Consider the following 15,726-nt stretch of genomic DNA (forward strand, 5'->3'; position numbering starts at 1 on the left):
ACGGCAATGTAACATGCGCTGGGGCGCCGCTGCGCGCGGAATATTGCATTGCCTGCGCAACGTTAACGCCATATTGGTCTGGCGGGGCTGAGCGCGATGGAGATGTCATGGCCGCCGAAATTCGTACTTTCACCTGTTTAAACGACAATTTCGGTTATCTGATCCACGATGTGGAAACCAAGGCAACCGCGTCGATCGACGCTCCGGAAGCCGGCCCCATCATCAAGGCGCTGGAGCGCGAGGGCTGGCAGCTCACCGACATCCTGATCACCCATCATCATGGCGATCATGTCGGCGGGGTCGCCGAGCTCAAGCAGACATTCAATTGCCGTGTCGTCGCGCCGCATGACAAGACGACGAAGATCGCCAACGTCGATCTGCGCGTCGCCAATGGCGACGTGGTCAAGGTCGGCACCCTGCTCGGACGCGTGCTGGAAACGCCGGGCCACACGCTCGACCACATCTCCTACGTGTTCGACAACGAGAAGACGCTGTTCGCCGCCGACACGCTGTTCTCGATCGGCTGCGGCCGCGTGTTCGAGGGCACTTACCCGATGATGTGGGACTCGCTGTTGAAGCTGCGGGCCCTGCCCGACGACTTCAAGCTCTATTGCGGTCACGAATACACGGCGTCCAACGTCAAATTTGCGCTCACGGTGGATCCGGACAACGCAGCGCTGCAGGCGCGCGCGGCGGAGGTTGCCAGGCTGCGGGCGGAGAACAAGCCGACCATTCCCTCACTGCTTGGTGATGAGAAGCGAGCAAACGTGTTCCTGCGCGCTGATGAACCGGCGGTCGCGGCCAGGCTACACATGAAGGGCGCGGAGGCCGCCGCGGTGTTCGGCGAGCTGCGCGAGCGCAAGAATAAATCCTGACGGGGATCGATGCCGACCGCAGCCGAGATCATCGCGCGCCTCGAACTCCGCCCACATCCCGAGGGCGGGCACTACCGCGAGACCTTTCGCGACCAGGTCACCGACGCCAATGGCCGCTCGCGCTCGACCCTCATCTACTTCCTGCTCGCGCGCGGCGAACGCTCGCACTGGCATCGCATCGATGCGGTCGAGACCTGGCACTATTACGCCGGCAGCCCGCTGACGCTGCGCATCGCGCATGACGGCTGCTCCCAGCACGAGGTGCGCCTCGGCACCGACCTTGTGAGCGGCGAGCGGCCGCAGGCGATCGTGCCGGCCGATGCGTGGCAGATGGCCGAGACGTCAGGCGAATGGACGCTGGTCGGCTGTACCGTGGCTCCTGCCTTCGAGTTCGCGAAGTTCGAACTCGCACCGAAAGGCTGGGAGCCGTAGAGACTCCTGTGTTGACGCGTTCTCTTCACGCGGACCGGTATCCACTTCGCTCGAAAACGCTCTGCTTCATCTGGAATCGGGTGGGTTCGATCGGCTTCTCCCGCTACGACAGCGCTTCCAATGAAGAGGAGCGCACGATGCACGGAACACTCGGCCCCGCCGCGGTCCAGATCGACCCCGCGATTTTGTATTTCGGAACGCCGGTCGTCCTGATCGGATCAACCAACGACGACGGCTCCTACAATCTCGCCCCGATGTCCTCGGCGTGGTGGGTCGGATGGCGATGCATGCTGGGGCTCGGACGCAGCTCGAAAACCACCGAGAACATGATTCGCACCGGTGAATGCGTGCTCAATCTCCCGTCGGCCGATCTCGTTGCCGCGGTCGATCGCCTCGCGCGCACAACGGGCTCAAATCCGGTGCCACCGGGAAAACTCTATCGCGGCTATCGGCATGAGCATGACAAGTTCGGCATCAGTGGCCTGACTGCAGTGGCGAGCGAGACGGTCAGCGCCCCGCGCGCCGCCGAATGCCCGGTGCAGATGGAAGCGAAGGTCGCTCACGTGCACGAGATGGCGCAGGACGATGCGGTCTGGCGTGGCAATCTCGCCGCGATCGAAGTCCGCATCACCCGCGTACATGCCCATCCCGACATCATGATGGACGACACGCCTAACCGCATCGATCCCGGCAAATGGCGGCCACTGATCATGAGCTTCCAGGAGTTCTATGGCTTGACGCCGCAACGCCTGCAGCGCTCCGAGCTCGGACAGATCCCCGAGGCTATGTATCGGCCGCCGGGCTGGCAGCCGGCGCTTTGATGCGCCTCACCGCTTCCTCAGGACCATGTCCTTTGCCGCGATCAGGCCGCCGCCGGCGATCAGGATCGCCGCGATGGCAATGTTGGCGCTGGCTTTGGCGAATCCGGCGGCGATGAGGAATGCGGTCGAGAGCAGCGGCGTCGCGTAAGATGCGGCGCCGAGCACGCGGATATCGCCGCGCTTCATGCCGATGTCCCAGGCATAGAAGGCCGCGCCGACGGGACCGATGCCGAGCCCGACTACGGCGAGCCATTGTAACGCAGTCTCCGGCCACACGGTGGTTTCGAGCAGGCCATGCATCAGCGCAGCGAGCACTGACGTGGCGAGGCAGAAGCCGGCAACCGCGTCGGTCGGCACCGCCTTCAGGCGTCGCGACAGCACCGAATAGGCCGCCCAGACGAAGGCGGCGATGAAGGCCGCGATCAATCCCGGCACCGCGCCCGGCGCGAAGCCGGTCGTGTTGCCGGCGAACAGCAACACGGTGCCGACAAGGCCGAGCACCGCGCCGATGACGTGATGCACGGCGAGCCGCTCGCCCGGCAGGAAGGACGAGAACAGCACGATCAGCAGCGGCCACATGTAATTGAGAAGGCCGGCTTCGGCCGGCGGCGCAAACCGCAGCGCAAGGAAATACAGCGCGTGATAGCCGAACAAGCCGCCGACGCCGACGGCCCATACGACCAGCGGCTGACGCAGGCTCTTCGCGGCATCGCCCCGGCCGATCCAGGTCAGCAGGCCGACGAGACCGCCGATTGCAAAGGTCATCGCGGCAAGCTGGAACGCCGGGATCTTTCCGGTTGCCACCGTCATCACTGACAGCAGCGACCACATCAGGATCGCGGTTAGTCCGATCAGTGTGGCGGTGCGCGGGGTCATGGATCACAAGGCTCTGAGGACGCTTATGCCCGGCACGAGGCCGGGCATTTGCGTCTTCACTATCGCCTTGTCGCGGCTGGCGCTACCGGCTTGATGTCGTATCAGGCCTGGTATTGACCGCCGTTGATGCTCAACGTCGATCCCGTGATGAAGCCGGCCTCGTCGGCCGCCAGGAACACGACCGCACGCGCGATTTCCTCGGGCTCGCCGAGGCGAGCGACGGGGATCTGCGGGATCACGTTCTTCTCCAGCACGTCCTTCGGCACCGCCTGCACCATTTCGGTGTTGATGTAGCCCGGGCAGATCGCGTTGACGGTGATGCCGCCCTTGGCGTTCTCGAGCGCGAGCGCCTTGGTGAAGCCGATATCGCCGGCCTTGGCCGCGGAATAGTTGACCTGGCCGAACTGGCCCTTCTGCCCGTTGATCGACGAGATCGAGATGATGCGGCCGAACTTGCGCGCACGCATGCCTTCGATCACCTGGCGCGTCATGTTGAACAGCGAGCCGAGATTGGTGTTGATGACCGCGCTCCACTGCTCGAGCGTCATCTTGTGGAAGGCGGTGTCGCGGGTAATGCCGGCATTGTTGACGAGCACCTCGATCGGCCCGAGCTCGGCCTCGACCTTCTTCACGCCCTCGGCGCAGGCATCGAAGTTGCTGACGTCCCATTTGTAGACCGCGATGCCGGTCTCGGCCTTGAACTTCTCCGCCGCGGCATCATTGCCGGCATAGCTTGCCGCGACCTTGTAGCCGGCCGCCTTCAGCGCCTTGCTGATCGCAGCACCGATGCCCCGCGTACCACCCGTCACCAATGCAACTCGTGCCATATCGTATTCCTTCCCTTGGACTTTTCGGACGTTTCTGAAGTGATCGTTTTTTAACGCTGGATTATGCGGGTGGTTTGACCGACATCAAGAACAAAACGCCCGGCGTTGAGCCGGGCGTTTGTATTTAGTCGAGGCTTGCACAGTTGCGAAGAATATTTGATTTGCAACCGCTGCCTTTTTAATCGCGTGCATCGCACTCACTGACGTGTGCAGCGCACGCGCAAGGCCCAAGTCAGTCGAGCGTCATCATCAGTCGCGCGCCAGACACATTGCGATACCCATGCCGCCGCCGATGCACAGCGTGGCAAGGCCCTTCTTCGAATCGCGCTTCTGCATTTCGTGCAGCAGCGTCACCAGCACGCGCGCGCCGGAGGCGCCGACCGGATGGCCGATCGCGATCGCGCCACCGTTCACGTTGACCTTGGACGTATCCCAGCCGAGATCCTTGTTCACCGCACAAGCCTGCGCCGCAAAAGCTTCGTTGGCTTCGATCAGGTCGAGATCGCCGACGCTCCAGCCGGCCTTCTTCAGCGCGGCGCGCGAGGCCGGGATCGGGCCCGAGCCCATGATCTTCGGATCGACGCCGGCCTGCGCCCAGGACACGATGCGCGCGAGCGGCTTCTTGCCTTCCTTGGCAGCCTGCTTGGCTGTCATCAGCACCACGGCGGCGGCGCCGTCATTGATGCCGGAAGCCGAGCCCGCGGTCACCGTGCCGTCCTTCTCGAAGGCAGGCTTGAGCTTGGCCATCGCGTCGAGCGTCGCACCGTGACGCGGATATTCGTCGGCGCTGACGACGACGTCGCCCTTGCGGGTCTTGATGGTGACGGGGACGATCTCGTCGTTGAACTTGCCGGCCTTCTGCGCCGCTTCAGCCTTCTGCTGCGAGGCGACCGCAAATTCGTCCTGCTGGGCGCGGGTGATCTGCCACTGCCGCGCGACGTTCTCGGCGGTGTTGCCCATGTGGTAGCCGTTGAAGGCATCCCACAGGCCGTCCTTGATCATGGTGTCGACGAACTCGACCGCGCCCATCTTGACGCCGCCGCGCAGATACTGCGCGTGCGGGGCCATGCTCATGGATTCCTGGCCGCCGGCCACGACGATCTCGGAGTCGCCGTTGAGCAGCGCCTGATAGCCGAGCGCGACCGTGCGCAGGCCCGAGCCGCAAAGCTGGTTGACGCCCCAGGCAGGGCTCTCGACCGGAATACCGGCGGCAATCGAAGCCTGGCGCGCGGGGTTCTGGCCCTGAGCCGCGGTCAGGATCTGACCCATGATGACCTCCGAGACCCGGCCGGGCTCGATGCCACCGCGCTCCAGCGCGGCCTTGATGGCGACGGCGCCGAGGTCATGGGCGGGAAGGGTCGCGAAGGCTCCGTTGAAGCTTCCGACCGGGGTGCGGGCGGCGCTGACGATGACGACATCGTCTGACATGGGCATCTCCTGGGGCTTGAGGGTTCTAAGAGGGGGCGGGCGGGCGCGGGAAAGGGCCCGTCAGTCTCGTCCGGCATCCTGTTAACGTCGTTGAGGCATGTCAATGCCGCACCGCATTCAAAATGGCGTTCCTGGCGCTTTCGCGAGCAAGTATTTGCTGTGCAATTAACCGTGCCGCACAAAACGGTAGCGTGAGCCCGTTGAAAATGCTTATTTTGTTGCGTTGCGTACTCTTCCCGCCCTGCGGCATGGCCCGCCGGGTTCCCGTTCTCAGCGTTTGCAAGTGAGAGCCCATGGCGAAATCAGACCAACCCACCACGATCAAGAAATACGCGAACCGCCGGCTCTATAACACCGGAACGAGTACCTATGTGACGCTGGAAGACCTCGCCGCCATGGTCAAGGACGGCGAAGATTTCCTGGTCTACGACGCCAAGACCGGCGACGACATCACCCGCTCAGTGCTCGCCCAGATCATCTTCGAGCAGGAGAACAAGGCCGGCCAGAATCTGTTGCCGACCACCTTCCTGCGCCAGCTCATCCGCTTCTATGGCGACAGCATGCAGATGGTGGTGCCGAAATATCTCGAGCAGGCCATCGCGTCGCTGACCCAGGAGCAGGAGAAGTTCCGCAAGCAGATCGCCAACACGCTGTCCGGCACGCCCTTCGCGCCGCTGGAGGAGCAGGTTCGCCGCAACATGGAGCTGTTCCAGCAGACCTTCTCGATGTTCAAGCCGTTTGTCCCCACCGCGGGCCGCCCGGCGGGCACGCCGGAGCCAGAACCCGACGCCAGCGCGGAACCGGCCAAGGACACCAACATCGACGACCTGCGCCAGCAGATGAAGGACATGCAGGAACGCCTCGAGCGGATGTCGAAGAAGGACGAGTAAGTCTTTCGATCCTGCCGGTGCGCCCGCACGCGGCGGGCGCGCGAACGACGATGATCGCCAGTTGCGTGCTGCCATCCCGGCCAAAGCCGGAGCCGCCATGTCCGACCGCACCACGCATTGGGACAATGTCTACGCCACCAAGGGCGAAGCCGAGGTCAGCTGGTTTCAGCACAGCCCGACGATCTCGCTCGATATGATTCGTGCGGCCGAGCCGGGTCCTGGCGCGGCCATCATCGATATCGGCGGCGGCGCGTCGCGGCTGGTCGATGCGCTGCTGCAAGGCGGATATCGCAACATCGCGGTGCTGGACCTCTCCGCCAATGCGCTCGAGGCGGCGAAGCAGCGAATCGGTGCGGCCGCCTCAACGGTCGACTGGATCGTTGCCGACGCCACCACATGGCGGCCGGCGCAGACCTACGACGTCTGGCACGATCGCGCCGCGTTTCACTTCCTGACCGATCCGCGCGACCGGGCTGCCTATGTCGAGCGCCTGCGGTCGGCGGTAGCGCCAAGCGGACATGTCATCATCGCGACGTTCGCACCCGATGGTCCGGAAAAATGCAGCGGGCTGCCGGTGCAGCGGCATGACAGCGCGAGCCTTTCAAGCGAGCTCGGGCCGGAGTTCGAACTGGTCGAGACGCGGAACGAAATGCACCGCACGCCGTGGCATTCGACACAGGCGTTTCGGTTCAGCCGGTTTCGGCGACGTTAGAAGCAGGTGTCATGCCCCGGCTTGACCGGGGCATCCAGTACGCCGCGGCCCATCGAGAACCACAACTGCCTCTGGAATACTGGATCGCCCGATCAAGTCGGGCGATGACAGCGGGGTACTTGGCGCGCATGCGCTCGCAATGACAGCGGCGCGCCGCCTACGCGGCCAGCTTCACCGCATGCGCAAAATCCCAATAGAGTTTTCGCGCCTTGGTATAGAGCGGGCCCGGTTTGAGGTCCCGCTCGTCGATGCGGATCACGGGCGCAACCTTGGCAAAATTGCCGGTGGAGAAGATTTCGTCGGCAGCGAGGAAATCTGCATAGCGCAGGGTCTTCTCGATGACGGTGACGCCGTCGCTGCGAAGCAGGCTGATGACGCGCTGGCGCGTGATGCCGTTGAGGAAGGTGCCGTTCGGCACCGGCGTGAAGACGACGCCGTCTTTCGCCATGAATACGTTGGAATTGCCGAACTCGGCGACGTTGCCGAGCATGTCGAGCATCAGCGCGTTTTGGAAGCCGCGCGAGGCCGCTTCCGCGAGCGCGCGCGAATTGTTCGGATAGAGACAGGCGGCCTTGGCCTCGACCGGCGCGCATTCGGCAGTCGGCCTGCGGAACGGCGACAGCGTGATCGCATTGCCTGTGGGTTTCGGCATCGGCGCCTCGTAGATGCACAGGCACCAGTTCGTCGTCTCGGGGTCGAACAGCACGCCGCCGCCGGCCCCGTTCTGCGCCCAATACATCGGTCGGACATAGAGCTCGGCATTCGGCGCGAAACGCGCGATGCCTTCCTTGGCCAGCGTCATCCAGGTGCCGGCATCGACCACCGGCTTCAGGCCAAAACTGATCGCGGATTGATTGGCGCGGGCGAGGTGGCGATCGAGATCGGGCGCGACGCCTTCGAATGCGCGCGCACCGTCGAACACCACCGAGCCGAGCCAGGCCGCATGTGTACGCGGCCCCATGATCGGCACATTGCCATCGTGCCATTTGCCTTCGAAGAAGGTCCAGCTCGGCGAATATTCGATCGGCTTCTTGATCTCGGCCATGTCGGGCCTCCCCTCGAAAAATATCCGGGCACTATTGTCCCAATTTCTAAACGATTTGCTGAGGTGAAGCATCAACTCTCGCCCCGAACGCAGATCGAGACAATTGCGCCACCAAACCGGCTATAATGGCCGGCACGTCACGGAGTTTCCCATGCCGCTCGATCCACTCGCGAAGCGCTTGTTGACCATGATGGCCGCAGCGGCGCCGCAGGCGCGGAGCCGGCCGAGCGTCGAGGCGCGGCGGCAATCGCTGGCGAAGCTGATGCAGTTCGCGCGGGCGGAGGCGCCTGACGTGATGGCGTCCGACGGCGTGCTGCCTGGTCCGGGCGGCGAGCTGCCCTATCGGCTCTATTCGCCGGCGTCCGCCGGCGAGCGCGCGCCGGGCTTCGTGTTCTTTCACGGCGGCGGGCTCGTGGCCGGCAGCGTTGCCACGCATGACCGCATCGCCGCTGCGCTCGCCCATGCGAGCGGGTGTCGCCTCGTCTCGGTCGATTATCGCCTTGCGCCCGAGCATAAATATCCTGCCGCTGTCGACGATGCGATCGCGGCGACCGAATGGGTCGCGCGTGAAGCATCCTCAATTGGCATCGACGCCGAGCGTCTCGTGGTCGGCGGCGATTCCGCCGGGGCCACTTTGGCGGCAATCGTGTGCCAGGAGGCCGCGCAGAGCGCCGGACTCTCCATCGTCGCACAATGCCTGATCTGTCCGGTGCTGGATTTCGAGGAAACTTCGCCCTCACGCGAGGCCTTCGCGGAGGGACATCTGATCGACCGCGTCACCATTGAGGCGGATCTCGCCGACTATTTGCCCGAGGGGCTGGATGCCGCCGATCCCCGCATCTCGCCGCTGCGCGCGACGCGTCTGGCAGGCCTTCCGACCGCGATCATCCACACCGCCGAGTTCGACCCGATGCGCGACGAGGGCAACGCCTATGCGCGCAAGCTGCTCGCCGCGGGCGTCGCGGTCGAGCACGTCTGCCACGACGGCATGGTCCACAATTTCCACGCCATGGGCGCGATCCTGCCGCAGGCGCAGCTGGTGCTGTCGCAGATCGGCGAGCAGCTGCGGCGCGCGGTGAAGCGGTAATCACACGCGCGCGTCAAGCACGGCCCTCGCCGCGGTGACGTAGTCAGGCCAGTGCGCCTCTGCGTAAAGTTCAGCGTGCCGTGCACAGGCGGCATCCGGAGCATGGGCCGCGGCGATCATGCGCGCGAAGCGCTCTTCGGCGACGGTGGCGTCACCGACGGCCGGCGCCGGCGCAGCGGCCACGGCGGTCGGAGCCACGGCAAGCCCGGCCAGACCAGTCAGCAGGGTGCGGCGTGACGTGTTCATGGCTGTCGTTCTCCATTGTCCTGCGAGCATTGTGGCGGGCGAGTATGTCAGTGCGATCACGGCAGGGTAACCGGGCAAACCCACATCGTCCATGGCCCGCAGATAGGCCTTGACCCCACGAACCATCACGTCCCATCTAGCGAGCGGTTCCGTCACCAACTGCCACGCGTCGGATTGTCACGTGTCCCATCACGGCCCAATTTATCGTCCGGCCTGGCGCACGATCGCGATCGGACTGCTTTGTCTGGCGACTTCGACGGGCGGGGCCTCCGCCGCCGAGGAGGAGGACTCACCGGCAAAGCCCGTCGTCCCGAACGTCTATCTCGATCTCCGCACGACCTATGCCACGATCCCCGCGGGCACGCTCGGACTCGGCTTCGGCAACACCTCGCTTTCGGCCGCGTTTGAAGCACTGGCGACACAGCGCGGCGCGACCTTGCCGAACGGCTTGCCGGCCGCAAAATCGATCGCCGTCGACCTGCCGCTGACGGTCGATGTCAGCGATCGCGTGTCGCTCTATGGCGGCGTGTCAGGCTCGACAACGGATATCGGCGGCGGCTGGTCGAGTTTCGACATCACGAGCTGGAACATCGGCGTGCAGGCCGATCTCTACCAGCAGAATGGCGGCAAGATCCCGACGATCAGGCTGCAATCGACCCTGACGCAATCCGTGCCGAACGCGCCGGGCATGACGAATTCGTTCAACAACATCCTGGAATTCGACTACGCACTGGACGAGGACGAGACGCGGGGCTGGCTTGCCGGCGTGCAATATACCCATACCGACATTGCCAGCCAGCTCGCCCGGCTCAAGCCGAACACGATTCTCTACGCCGGCGGCTATTATCAATGGCCGAGCAACTGGAAGTTCACGGGACGGTTGGGCATGCAGTCGTTCGGCGGCGCGCAGCTCGCGGGCCGGACGCTGGCCGAGGCCTTCACCCAGCCGATCCTGCGTCTCGACCTCGACCGTATGGACGACAACGACAACCGTCTGTTCGGCATCACCGCGCAGATCGCGTGGATGCCGAAACCATCCTACCAGCTCACGCTGCGCACGCCGCTTTATGCCATGCGCAACTAGCTTGCGCTATCCGGCACAGGCACGTCGAACGTGTTGAGCGTGACCGAGACCATGCAGTAAACGCCGACGAGATAGGACAGCTCGGCCGCGCCGTGCTCGCCGAATTCCTTGACCGCAGCCCGATAGGTCAGCTCGGGCAGCACGCCGCCGCTCACAAGTGCAGACGCCATGTCATAGGCAACCGCTTCCTGTTTTGTGAGATCGACCGGCCGTTGCCCGGCGACAATGGTCGCGAGCTTCTCGTCGGAGAGGCCGCGCTGCTCGGCGACCAGCACATGGGCATAGAGCTCGTAGCCGGAGCGGAAATGCGAGCCGGTGACGAGAATTGCGACCTCGCGCACCGGCGCCGGCAACAGCGGGTTCGATGCGATCGCCTTGACCAGCTCCCAGACCGGCTTGCCGAAGCGCGGCTCGCGGATCCAGGGATTCCAGGGGCCAAGCAGCGCGCCATCGTCGCGCATGTTCACGAACCCCTTGAAGTGGTCCTTGATGCCGGCCTGCATGTCGGCATAGAGCGGCTTCTGTTCGTCGCTGAGTTCTTTCGGATCGAGAATGGGAAGGCGCACGGTGTGGATCTCCTCGCTGAGAGGAGGCGAGGCTCGCTTGCGTGCGCGCGCATGGCAAGTGAAGTTGCCGTGACGGTCGTGCGAATTCGCAAGCGACATCGACGCCGAGGTGACAACTCAAAACTCCAATGGCGCGTTGTCGACGACTTCCTTCATCACGAAGAAGGTGCGGGTCTGTCGCACGCCGGGCAGCGCGATCAGCAGTTCGCCGTGGATGCGGTTGAAGTCGTCCATGTCGCCGACGCGGATCTTGAGGAAATAGTCGAAATCGCCGGCAACCAGATGGCAGTCGAGCACGACCTTGAGCTTTGCGATCGCCTGCTCGAACGCCGCGAAGCTCTCCGGCGTCGAGCGGTCGAGCACGACGCCGACCATCACCAGCGTGCCCTTGGCCACCTTCTTCGGGGCGACGATGGCGCGGACGGCGGCGATAAACCCGTCCTCGAACAGTCGCTGGGTGCGGCGGTGGCAGGTGGCGGGGCTGATCGCGACCGTTTCGGCCAGTTCGGCGTTGCTGAGCCGGCCGTTATTCTGCAGCAATCTCAACATCTTGAGGTCGATACGATCGAGCCGCCCAGACATGGAAGGACCTTCCGTATAATGGGATCTTATCGGAAGAATTATCAGCTTTATTGGCAATATGTGCAAGTTTACGTGCAACACAGGCGCAATATTCGAGAGCACCTTTTTGCGGCGCGATGATAGCCACATCCCAGACGCCAACGCCATCAGGGATGATCCCATGAACCTGGACAAATTCGCGCGCTATCCGCTGACCTTCGGCCCCACGCCCATCGAGAAGCTGGAGCGGCTGTCAAAGCATCTCGGCGGCAATGTCGAGATCTATGCCAAGCGCGAGGACTGCAATTCGGGCCTCGCCTATGGCGGCAACAAGCTGCGCAAGCTCGAATACATCGTCCCGGATGCGATCGCCTCCAACGCCGACACGCTGGTCTCGATCGGCGGCGTGCAATCCAACCACACCCGCATGATCGCCGCGGTCGCGGCCAAGATCGGCATGAAGTGCCGCCTCGTGCAGGAAGCTTGGGTGCCGCACGAGGATGCCGTCTATGACCGCGTCGGCAACATCATGCTCTCGCGCATCATGGGTGCCGACGTGCGCCTGGTCGACGACGGCTTCGACATCGGCATCCGCAAGAGCTGGGAGCAGGCGATCGAGGATGTGAAGGCGTCGGGCGGCAAGCCCTACGCAATTCCGGCGGGCGCCTCCGTGCACAAATATGGCGGGCTCGGCTATGTCGGTTTTGCCGAGGAGGTGCGCAAGCAGGAGAAAGAGCTCGGCTTCAAGTTCGACTACATCATCGTCTGCACAGTGACGGGCTCGACCCACGCCGGCATGCTGGTTGGTTTCGCGGCGGACGGCCGGGCGAGAAAGGTGATCGGCATCGATGCCTCCTTCACGCCCGATCAAACCAAGGCGCAGGTGCTGTCGATTGCGCGGAACACCGCGCAACTCGTCGAACTCGGTCAAGACATCGTTGCAGACGACGTCGTGCTGATCGAGGACTACGCCTATCCCGCCTATGGCGTGCCGTCGGAAGAAACCAAGGAAGCGATCCGCCTCACCGCACGGCTGGAGGCGATGATCACCGACCCCGTCTATGAAGGCAAATCGATGCAGGGCCTGATCGACCTGGTGAAGAAGAACCATTTCGAGAAGGGCGCGAAGATCCTCTACGCCCATCTCGGCGGTGCCCCGGCGCTGAACGGCTATGGGTACGCGTTCCGGAACGGGTGAGAGGCGCTGCTCGGGCCGCATAAAACCGTCTGTCGTCCCGGCGAAGGCCGCGACCCATCACCCCAGGCAGTCGTTTGGCGAAGACTTGCGGTTCGGTACGTCTACCGATCGCAACCGATAGATCACGCGGTATGGATCCCGGATCTGCGCTCCGCTTGTCCGGGATGACGATGTGGAGAGAGTGCGGCGCGCTAACAGGCGCCCCGCCCTACCGCGTCTTCACGATCTGCAGCAGTTCCTCGCCATAATGCTCGAGCTTCTTGTCGCCGATGCCGGGGACGTTGCGGAGTTCGTCGAGCGTAGTCGGCCAGGCCCGGACGATGCCGTCGATGGTGGCATCGTGAAGTACGACATAGGCCGGCACACCGCGCTCGCGCGCGATATCCGAGCGCCACGCGCGCAGTCGCGCTCGCAGTTCGGGATCGACGTCGCCCTGCGGCACACTGGCCGCCGGCGCAAGGTCGCCGCGGCGTGATTTTGCGCGGCTGGCGCGCACGCGCGCGGTGGGCGCCTCCTCGCGCAGCCACACCTCCGTCTCGCCGCGCAGGACGCCACGCGCGGAGTCGGTCAGCTTCAACGCGCCGAAGGCCTCGCTGTCGGCCTGCAAATGCCCCATCGCCACCAGTTGCCTGAGCACCGTGCGCCACTGCTTCTCGTTGAGCTCGCGGCCGATCCCGAACACGGACAGCTTGTCGTGGCCGAACTGCGTCACCTTTTCGGTCAGGCGCCCGATCAGCACGTCGATCAGATGCATCGCGCCAAAGCGTTGCCCGGTGCGATAGACGCAGGAGAGCAGCTTCTGCGCCAGTACCTTGCCCTCGCGCATTTTCGGAGGTGTCAGGCAGTTATCGCAATTCCCGCAACTCTCGCCATGCAGGGTCTCGCCGAAATAGCCGAGCAGCCGCCTGCGACGGCACTGGGCGGTCTCGGCGAGACCGACCAGCGCATCCAGCTTGCCGATCGAGACGCGCTTGAAATCGTCCGAGCCCGTGGATTCATCGATCATGCGGCGCTGCTGCACGATGTCGGAGAGCCCATAGGCCATCCAGGCAACCGACGGCTTGCCGTCACGGCCCGCGCGACCCGTCTCCTGGTAATAGGCCTCGATGCTCTTTGGCAGATCGAGATGAGCGACGAAGCGTACGTCGGGCTTGTCGATGCCCATGCCGAACGCGATGGTCGCGACGATGACGATGCCGTCTTCGTTGAGGAAGCGGTCCTGGTTGCGCGATCGCACACTGCCGTCGAGCCCGGCGTGATAGGGCAGCGCCGCAATGCCGGCCTCCGCGAGCGCAGCGGCAACCTCCTCGACGCGGTTGCGCGACAGGCAATAGACCACGCCGGCGTCACCGGTGTGCCGCTCCCGGATGAACTCCTTGAGCTGGGACACCGCGTTGCGCTTGTCGACGATTTCGTAGCGGATGTTGGGCCGGTCGAAGCTGGAGACAAATTGCGGGCTGCCCGTCAGTTGCAGCCGCTGGACAATCTCCCTCCGCGTCAGTTCGTCTGCGGTTGCGGTCAGCGCGATGCGCGGCACGTCGGGAAAGCGCTCGGCGATGATGGACAGGCCGACATATTCGGGCCGGAAGTCGTGGCCCCATTGCGAGACGCAATGCGCTTCGTCGATGGCGAACAGCGCCACCTTGGCCTGCGCCAGCATCGACAGGCAGCGCGCCGTGACCAGCCGTTCGGGCGCGACATAGAGCAGATCGAGATCACCTGCGATCAGGCGCCGCTCGATTTCGGAGGCTTCCTGCAAGCTCAGCGACGAGTTCAGTGCCGCGGCGTTGACGCCCGCTTCGGTCAAACCGGCGACCTGATCGCGCATCAGTGCGATCAGCGGCGAGACCACGATGCCGCACCCCTCGCGCAACAGCGATGGCAATTGATAGCACAGCGACTTGCCGCCGCCGGTCGGCATCAGCACCAGGCAATTGCCGCCGTCGGTGACGTGCCGGATGATCTCGCCCTGCGCCCCACGAAAACCCGGCAGGCCGAACACCGAATGCAACACCGACAGCGCATCGCGGCCATCGGCCGGCGCTGGCAGCGGAGCGGTGGAAGGGGCGGGCATGGGCGTGTCGGGGTCTTGCGAGATTCGTCGCAACGGCAGTCGCACGACGGCGCTGGCGTTGCAAGGCTGTTTGCGGGGCTGGGCGCTGTCTTCCCCTCTCCCCTTGCGGGAGAGGGTGGCTCGCCGCGAAGCGGCGAGACAGGTGAGGGGTATTACTCCGCGGAATCGATTAGGATTATTTTGCGGAGACATACCCCCTCATCCGGCGCTTCGCGCCACCTTCTCCCGCAAGGGGAGAAGGAAGAAAGCAGCTACGCCCCGATCCTGCGCAGAGCTTCAGCAACCGTCACGATCGGCATGCTGCGCCTTTCCGCCGCCTGCAGCGCGTGGCGCAACAGGGCCGGCGTGCAGCCGTAGGGGCTCGGCTCATCGACGACGTCATGGCCGTAGAAGATCAGCCAGCCACCGCTTGCGACCGCCTCGTCGAAGTAACGATCGACGCCCGAAATATCGATCTCGCGATTGACCAGCGGCGAGGCACGCAGGAACTGCAGATCGATGACATCGCTGTTGACGCCGGGAAGGATACCCCGCGCCGAGTGGAAGTTTCGCGCGAGCTGCGGCTTGCGCCAGACCGAGGCAAGACCATACGGATAGGCGAAATTCTCAAGCCGGATCGAGGGATCGATGGCGCTGAAATGGCTACGGTTCCGCTCGATCTCATGCGCCAGCGCGCCCTCATCGAGATCGACCGCGCGCAGATGCGAGAAGGTGTGGCAGCCGATCTCGTGACCGTCGCGATGCAACCGAACGATTGCGTCGTTCGACAGGCCGCGCCAGTGATCACCGGGTTGATCGATCAGGCTGCCAGCGAGATAGAACGTGCCGCGCCCGCCATGCGCTTCCAGCAGCGAAGCGCCCTCGCCTGCTGCGCTGTCAGGGGCGTCATCGAAGGTGAAACTCACCATTGGCGCGTGCGCCGGCAAGCGGTGCGGCGCGGCGCGGAAATGCCGGGCCAGCCGATTGCTCAAGCGTCCGTTGAGAGCCGACAGCACGAATGCATT

17 protein-coding genes are annotated in these 15,726 nt (G+C 64.3%); 8 read left to right on the top strand and 9 right to left on the bottom strand.

Annotated elements, in window-relative coordinates; translation table 11 throughout:
* The first annotated feature begins 107 nt into the window (after nt 1-107).
* The 3 genes from gloB (at nt 108) to JQ621_RS21130 (ending at nt 2,128) form a co-directional block, all read left to right on the top strand.
* Nucleotides 108-875 (top strand): hydroxyacylglutathione hydrolase, encoded by a 768-nt coding sequence (gloB, locus tag JQ621_RS21120; protein WP_212236591.1) that lies wholly within the window; start codon nt 108-110, stop codon nt 873-875.
* A 9-nt stretch (nt 876-884) separates the two neighbouring features.
* Nucleotides 885-1,307 (top strand): cupin domain-containing protein, encoded by a 423-nt coding sequence (locus JQ621_RS21125; RefSeq protein ID WP_212236592.1) that lies wholly within the window; start codon nt 885-887, stop codon nt 1,305-1,307.
* Between the two features lie 137 nt (nt 1,308-1,444).
* Nucleotides 1,445-2,128, top strand: a complete 684-nt coding sequence (locus tag JQ621_RS21130) for a flavin reductase family protein (RefSeq protein ID WP_212236593.1) — start codon at nt 1,445-1,447, stop codon at nt 2,126-2,128.
* 6 nt (nt 2,129-2,134) lie between these two features.
* On the opposite strand, the gene yddG is transcribed toward JQ621_RS21130, so the two are convergent.
* The 3 genes from yddG to JQ621_RS21145 all read right to left on the bottom strand — a co-directional run bounded on the left by yddG (nt 2,135) and on the right by JQ621_RS21145 (nt 5,259).
* Complete coding sequence (gene yddG / locus JQ621_RS21135) at nt 2,135-3,004, bottom strand: aromatic amino acid exporter YddG (protein WP_212236594.1); 870 nt, start codon at nt 3,002-3,004, stop codon at nt 2,135-2,137.
* A 101-nt stretch (nt 3,005-3,105) separates the two neighbouring features.
* On the bottom strand, nt 3,106-3,831 hold the full coding sequence (gene phbB / locus JQ621_RS21140) for an acetoacetyl-CoA reductase (protein WP_212236595.1): 726 nt from the start codon (nt 3,829-3,831) through the stop codon (nt 3,106-3,108).
* 249 nt (nt 3,832-4,080) lie between these two features.
* Nucleotides 4,081-5,259 (bottom strand): acetyl-CoA C-acetyltransferase, encoded by a 1,179-nt coding sequence (locus JQ621_RS21145; RefSeq protein WP_212236596.1) that lies wholly within the window; start codon nt 5,257-5,259, stop codon nt 4,081-4,083.
* Nucleotides 5,260-5,552: 293 nt separating this feature from the next.
* On the opposite strand from JQ621_RS21145, the gene phaR reads away from it, so the two are divergent.
* Together phaR and JQ621_RS21155 are read left to right on the top strand one after the other, a co-directional pair.
* Nucleotides 5,553-6,149 carry a polyhydroxyalkanoate synthesis repressor PhaR gene (gene phaR, locus JQ621_RS21150; RefSeq protein ID WP_212236597.1) on the top strand — a complete coding sequence of 199 codons (597 nt, stop codon included), beginning with the start codon at nt 5,553-5,555 and terminating at the stop codon, nt 6,147-6,149.
* Between the two features lie 97 nt (nt 6,150-6,246).
* Complete coding sequence (locus JQ621_RS21155) at nt 6,247-6,861, top strand: class I SAM-dependent methyltransferase (protein ID WP_212236598.1); 615 nt, start codon at nt 6,247-6,249, stop codon at nt 6,859-6,861.
* A gap of 157 nt (nt 6,862-7,018) precedes the next feature.
* Here JQ621_RS21155 and JQ621_RS21160 read toward each other — a convergent pair whose 3' ends face one another.
* Complete coding sequence (locus tag JQ621_RS21160; protein WP_212236599.1) at nt 7,019-7,906, bottom strand: branched-chain amino acid aminotransferase; 888 nt, start codon at nt 7,904-7,906, stop codon at nt 7,019-7,021.
* Nucleotides 7,907-8,057: 151 nt separating this feature from the next.
* On the opposite strand from JQ621_RS21160, the gene JQ621_RS21165 reads away from it, so the two are divergent.
* Nucleotides 8,058-8,993, top strand: a complete 936-nt coding sequence (locus tag JQ621_RS21165) for an alpha/beta hydrolase (protein ID WP_212236600.1) — start codon at nt 8,058-8,060, stop codon at nt 8,991-8,993.
* On the opposite strand, the gene JQ621_RS21170 is transcribed toward JQ621_RS21165, so the two are convergent.
* Nucleotides 8,994-9,239, bottom strand: a complete 246-nt coding sequence (locus JQ621_RS21170) for a hypothetical protein (protein ID WP_212236629.1) — start codon at nt 9,237-9,239, stop codon at nt 8,994-8,996. It abuts the gene before it with no gap.
* Nucleotides 9,240-9,420: 181 nt separating this feature from the next.
* On the opposite strand from JQ621_RS21170, the gene JQ621_RS21175 reads away from it, so the two are divergent.
* Nucleotides 9,421-10,323 (top strand): hypothetical protein, encoded by a 903-nt coding sequence (locus JQ621_RS21175; RefSeq protein ID WP_312015429.1) that lies wholly within the window; start codon nt 9,421-9,423, stop codon nt 10,321-10,323.
* Here JQ621_RS21175 and JQ621_RS21180 read toward each other — a convergent pair.
* Nucleotides 10,320-10,889 (bottom strand): carboxymuconolactone decarboxylase family protein, encoded by a 570-nt coding sequence (locus JQ621_RS21180; RefSeq protein ID WP_212236601.1) that lies wholly within the window; start codon nt 10,887-10,889, stop codon nt 10,320-10,322. The two genes, JQ621_RS21175 and JQ621_RS21180, sit on opposite strands and share 4 nt — an antisense overlap.
* 117 nt (nt 10,890-11,006) lie before the next feature.
* Nucleotides 11,007-11,471 (bottom strand): Lrp/AsnC family transcriptional regulator, encoded by a 465-nt coding sequence (locus tag JQ621_RS21185; RefSeq protein WP_212236602.1) that lies wholly within the window; start codon nt 11,469-11,471, stop codon nt 11,007-11,009.
* Nucleotides 11,472-11,631: 160 nt separating this feature from the next.
* On the opposite strand from JQ621_RS21185, the gene JQ621_RS21190 reads away from it, so the two are divergent.
* Nucleotides 11,632-12,648 carry a 1-aminocyclopropane-1-carboxylate deaminase gene (locus tag JQ621_RS21190; RefSeq protein WP_212236603.1) on the top strand — a complete coding sequence of 339 codons (1,017 nt, stop codon included), beginning with the start codon at nt 11,632-11,634 and terminating at the stop codon, nt 12,646-12,648.
* Nucleotides 12,649-12,856: 208 nt separating this feature from the next.
* Here the strand turns inward: JQ621_RS21190 and recQ are convergent, their stop codons facing one another.
* Both recQ and JQ621_RS21200 read right to left on the bottom strand, forming a co-directional pair.
* Nucleotides 12,857-14,722 (bottom strand): DNA helicase RecQ, encoded by a 1,866-nt coding sequence (recQ, locus tag JQ621_RS21195; RefSeq protein ID WP_212236604.1) that lies wholly within the window; start codon nt 14,720-14,722, stop codon nt 12,857-12,859.
* A 251-nt stretch (nt 14,723-14,973) separates the two neighbouring features.
* Nucleotides 14,974-15,717, bottom strand: a complete 744-nt coding sequence (locus JQ621_RS21200) for a polysaccharide deacetylase family protein (protein WP_212236605.1) — start codon at nt 15,715-15,717, stop codon at nt 14,974-14,976.
* Nucleotides 15,718-15,726: the final 9 nt, after the last annotated feature.

The organism is Bradyrhizobium manausense, assembly GCF_018129685.1.
In the GTDB taxonomy this organism is placed as follows: domain Bacteria; phylum Pseudomonadota; class Alphaproteobacteria; order Rhizobiales; family Xanthobacteraceae; genus Bradyrhizobium; species Bradyrhizobium manausense_D.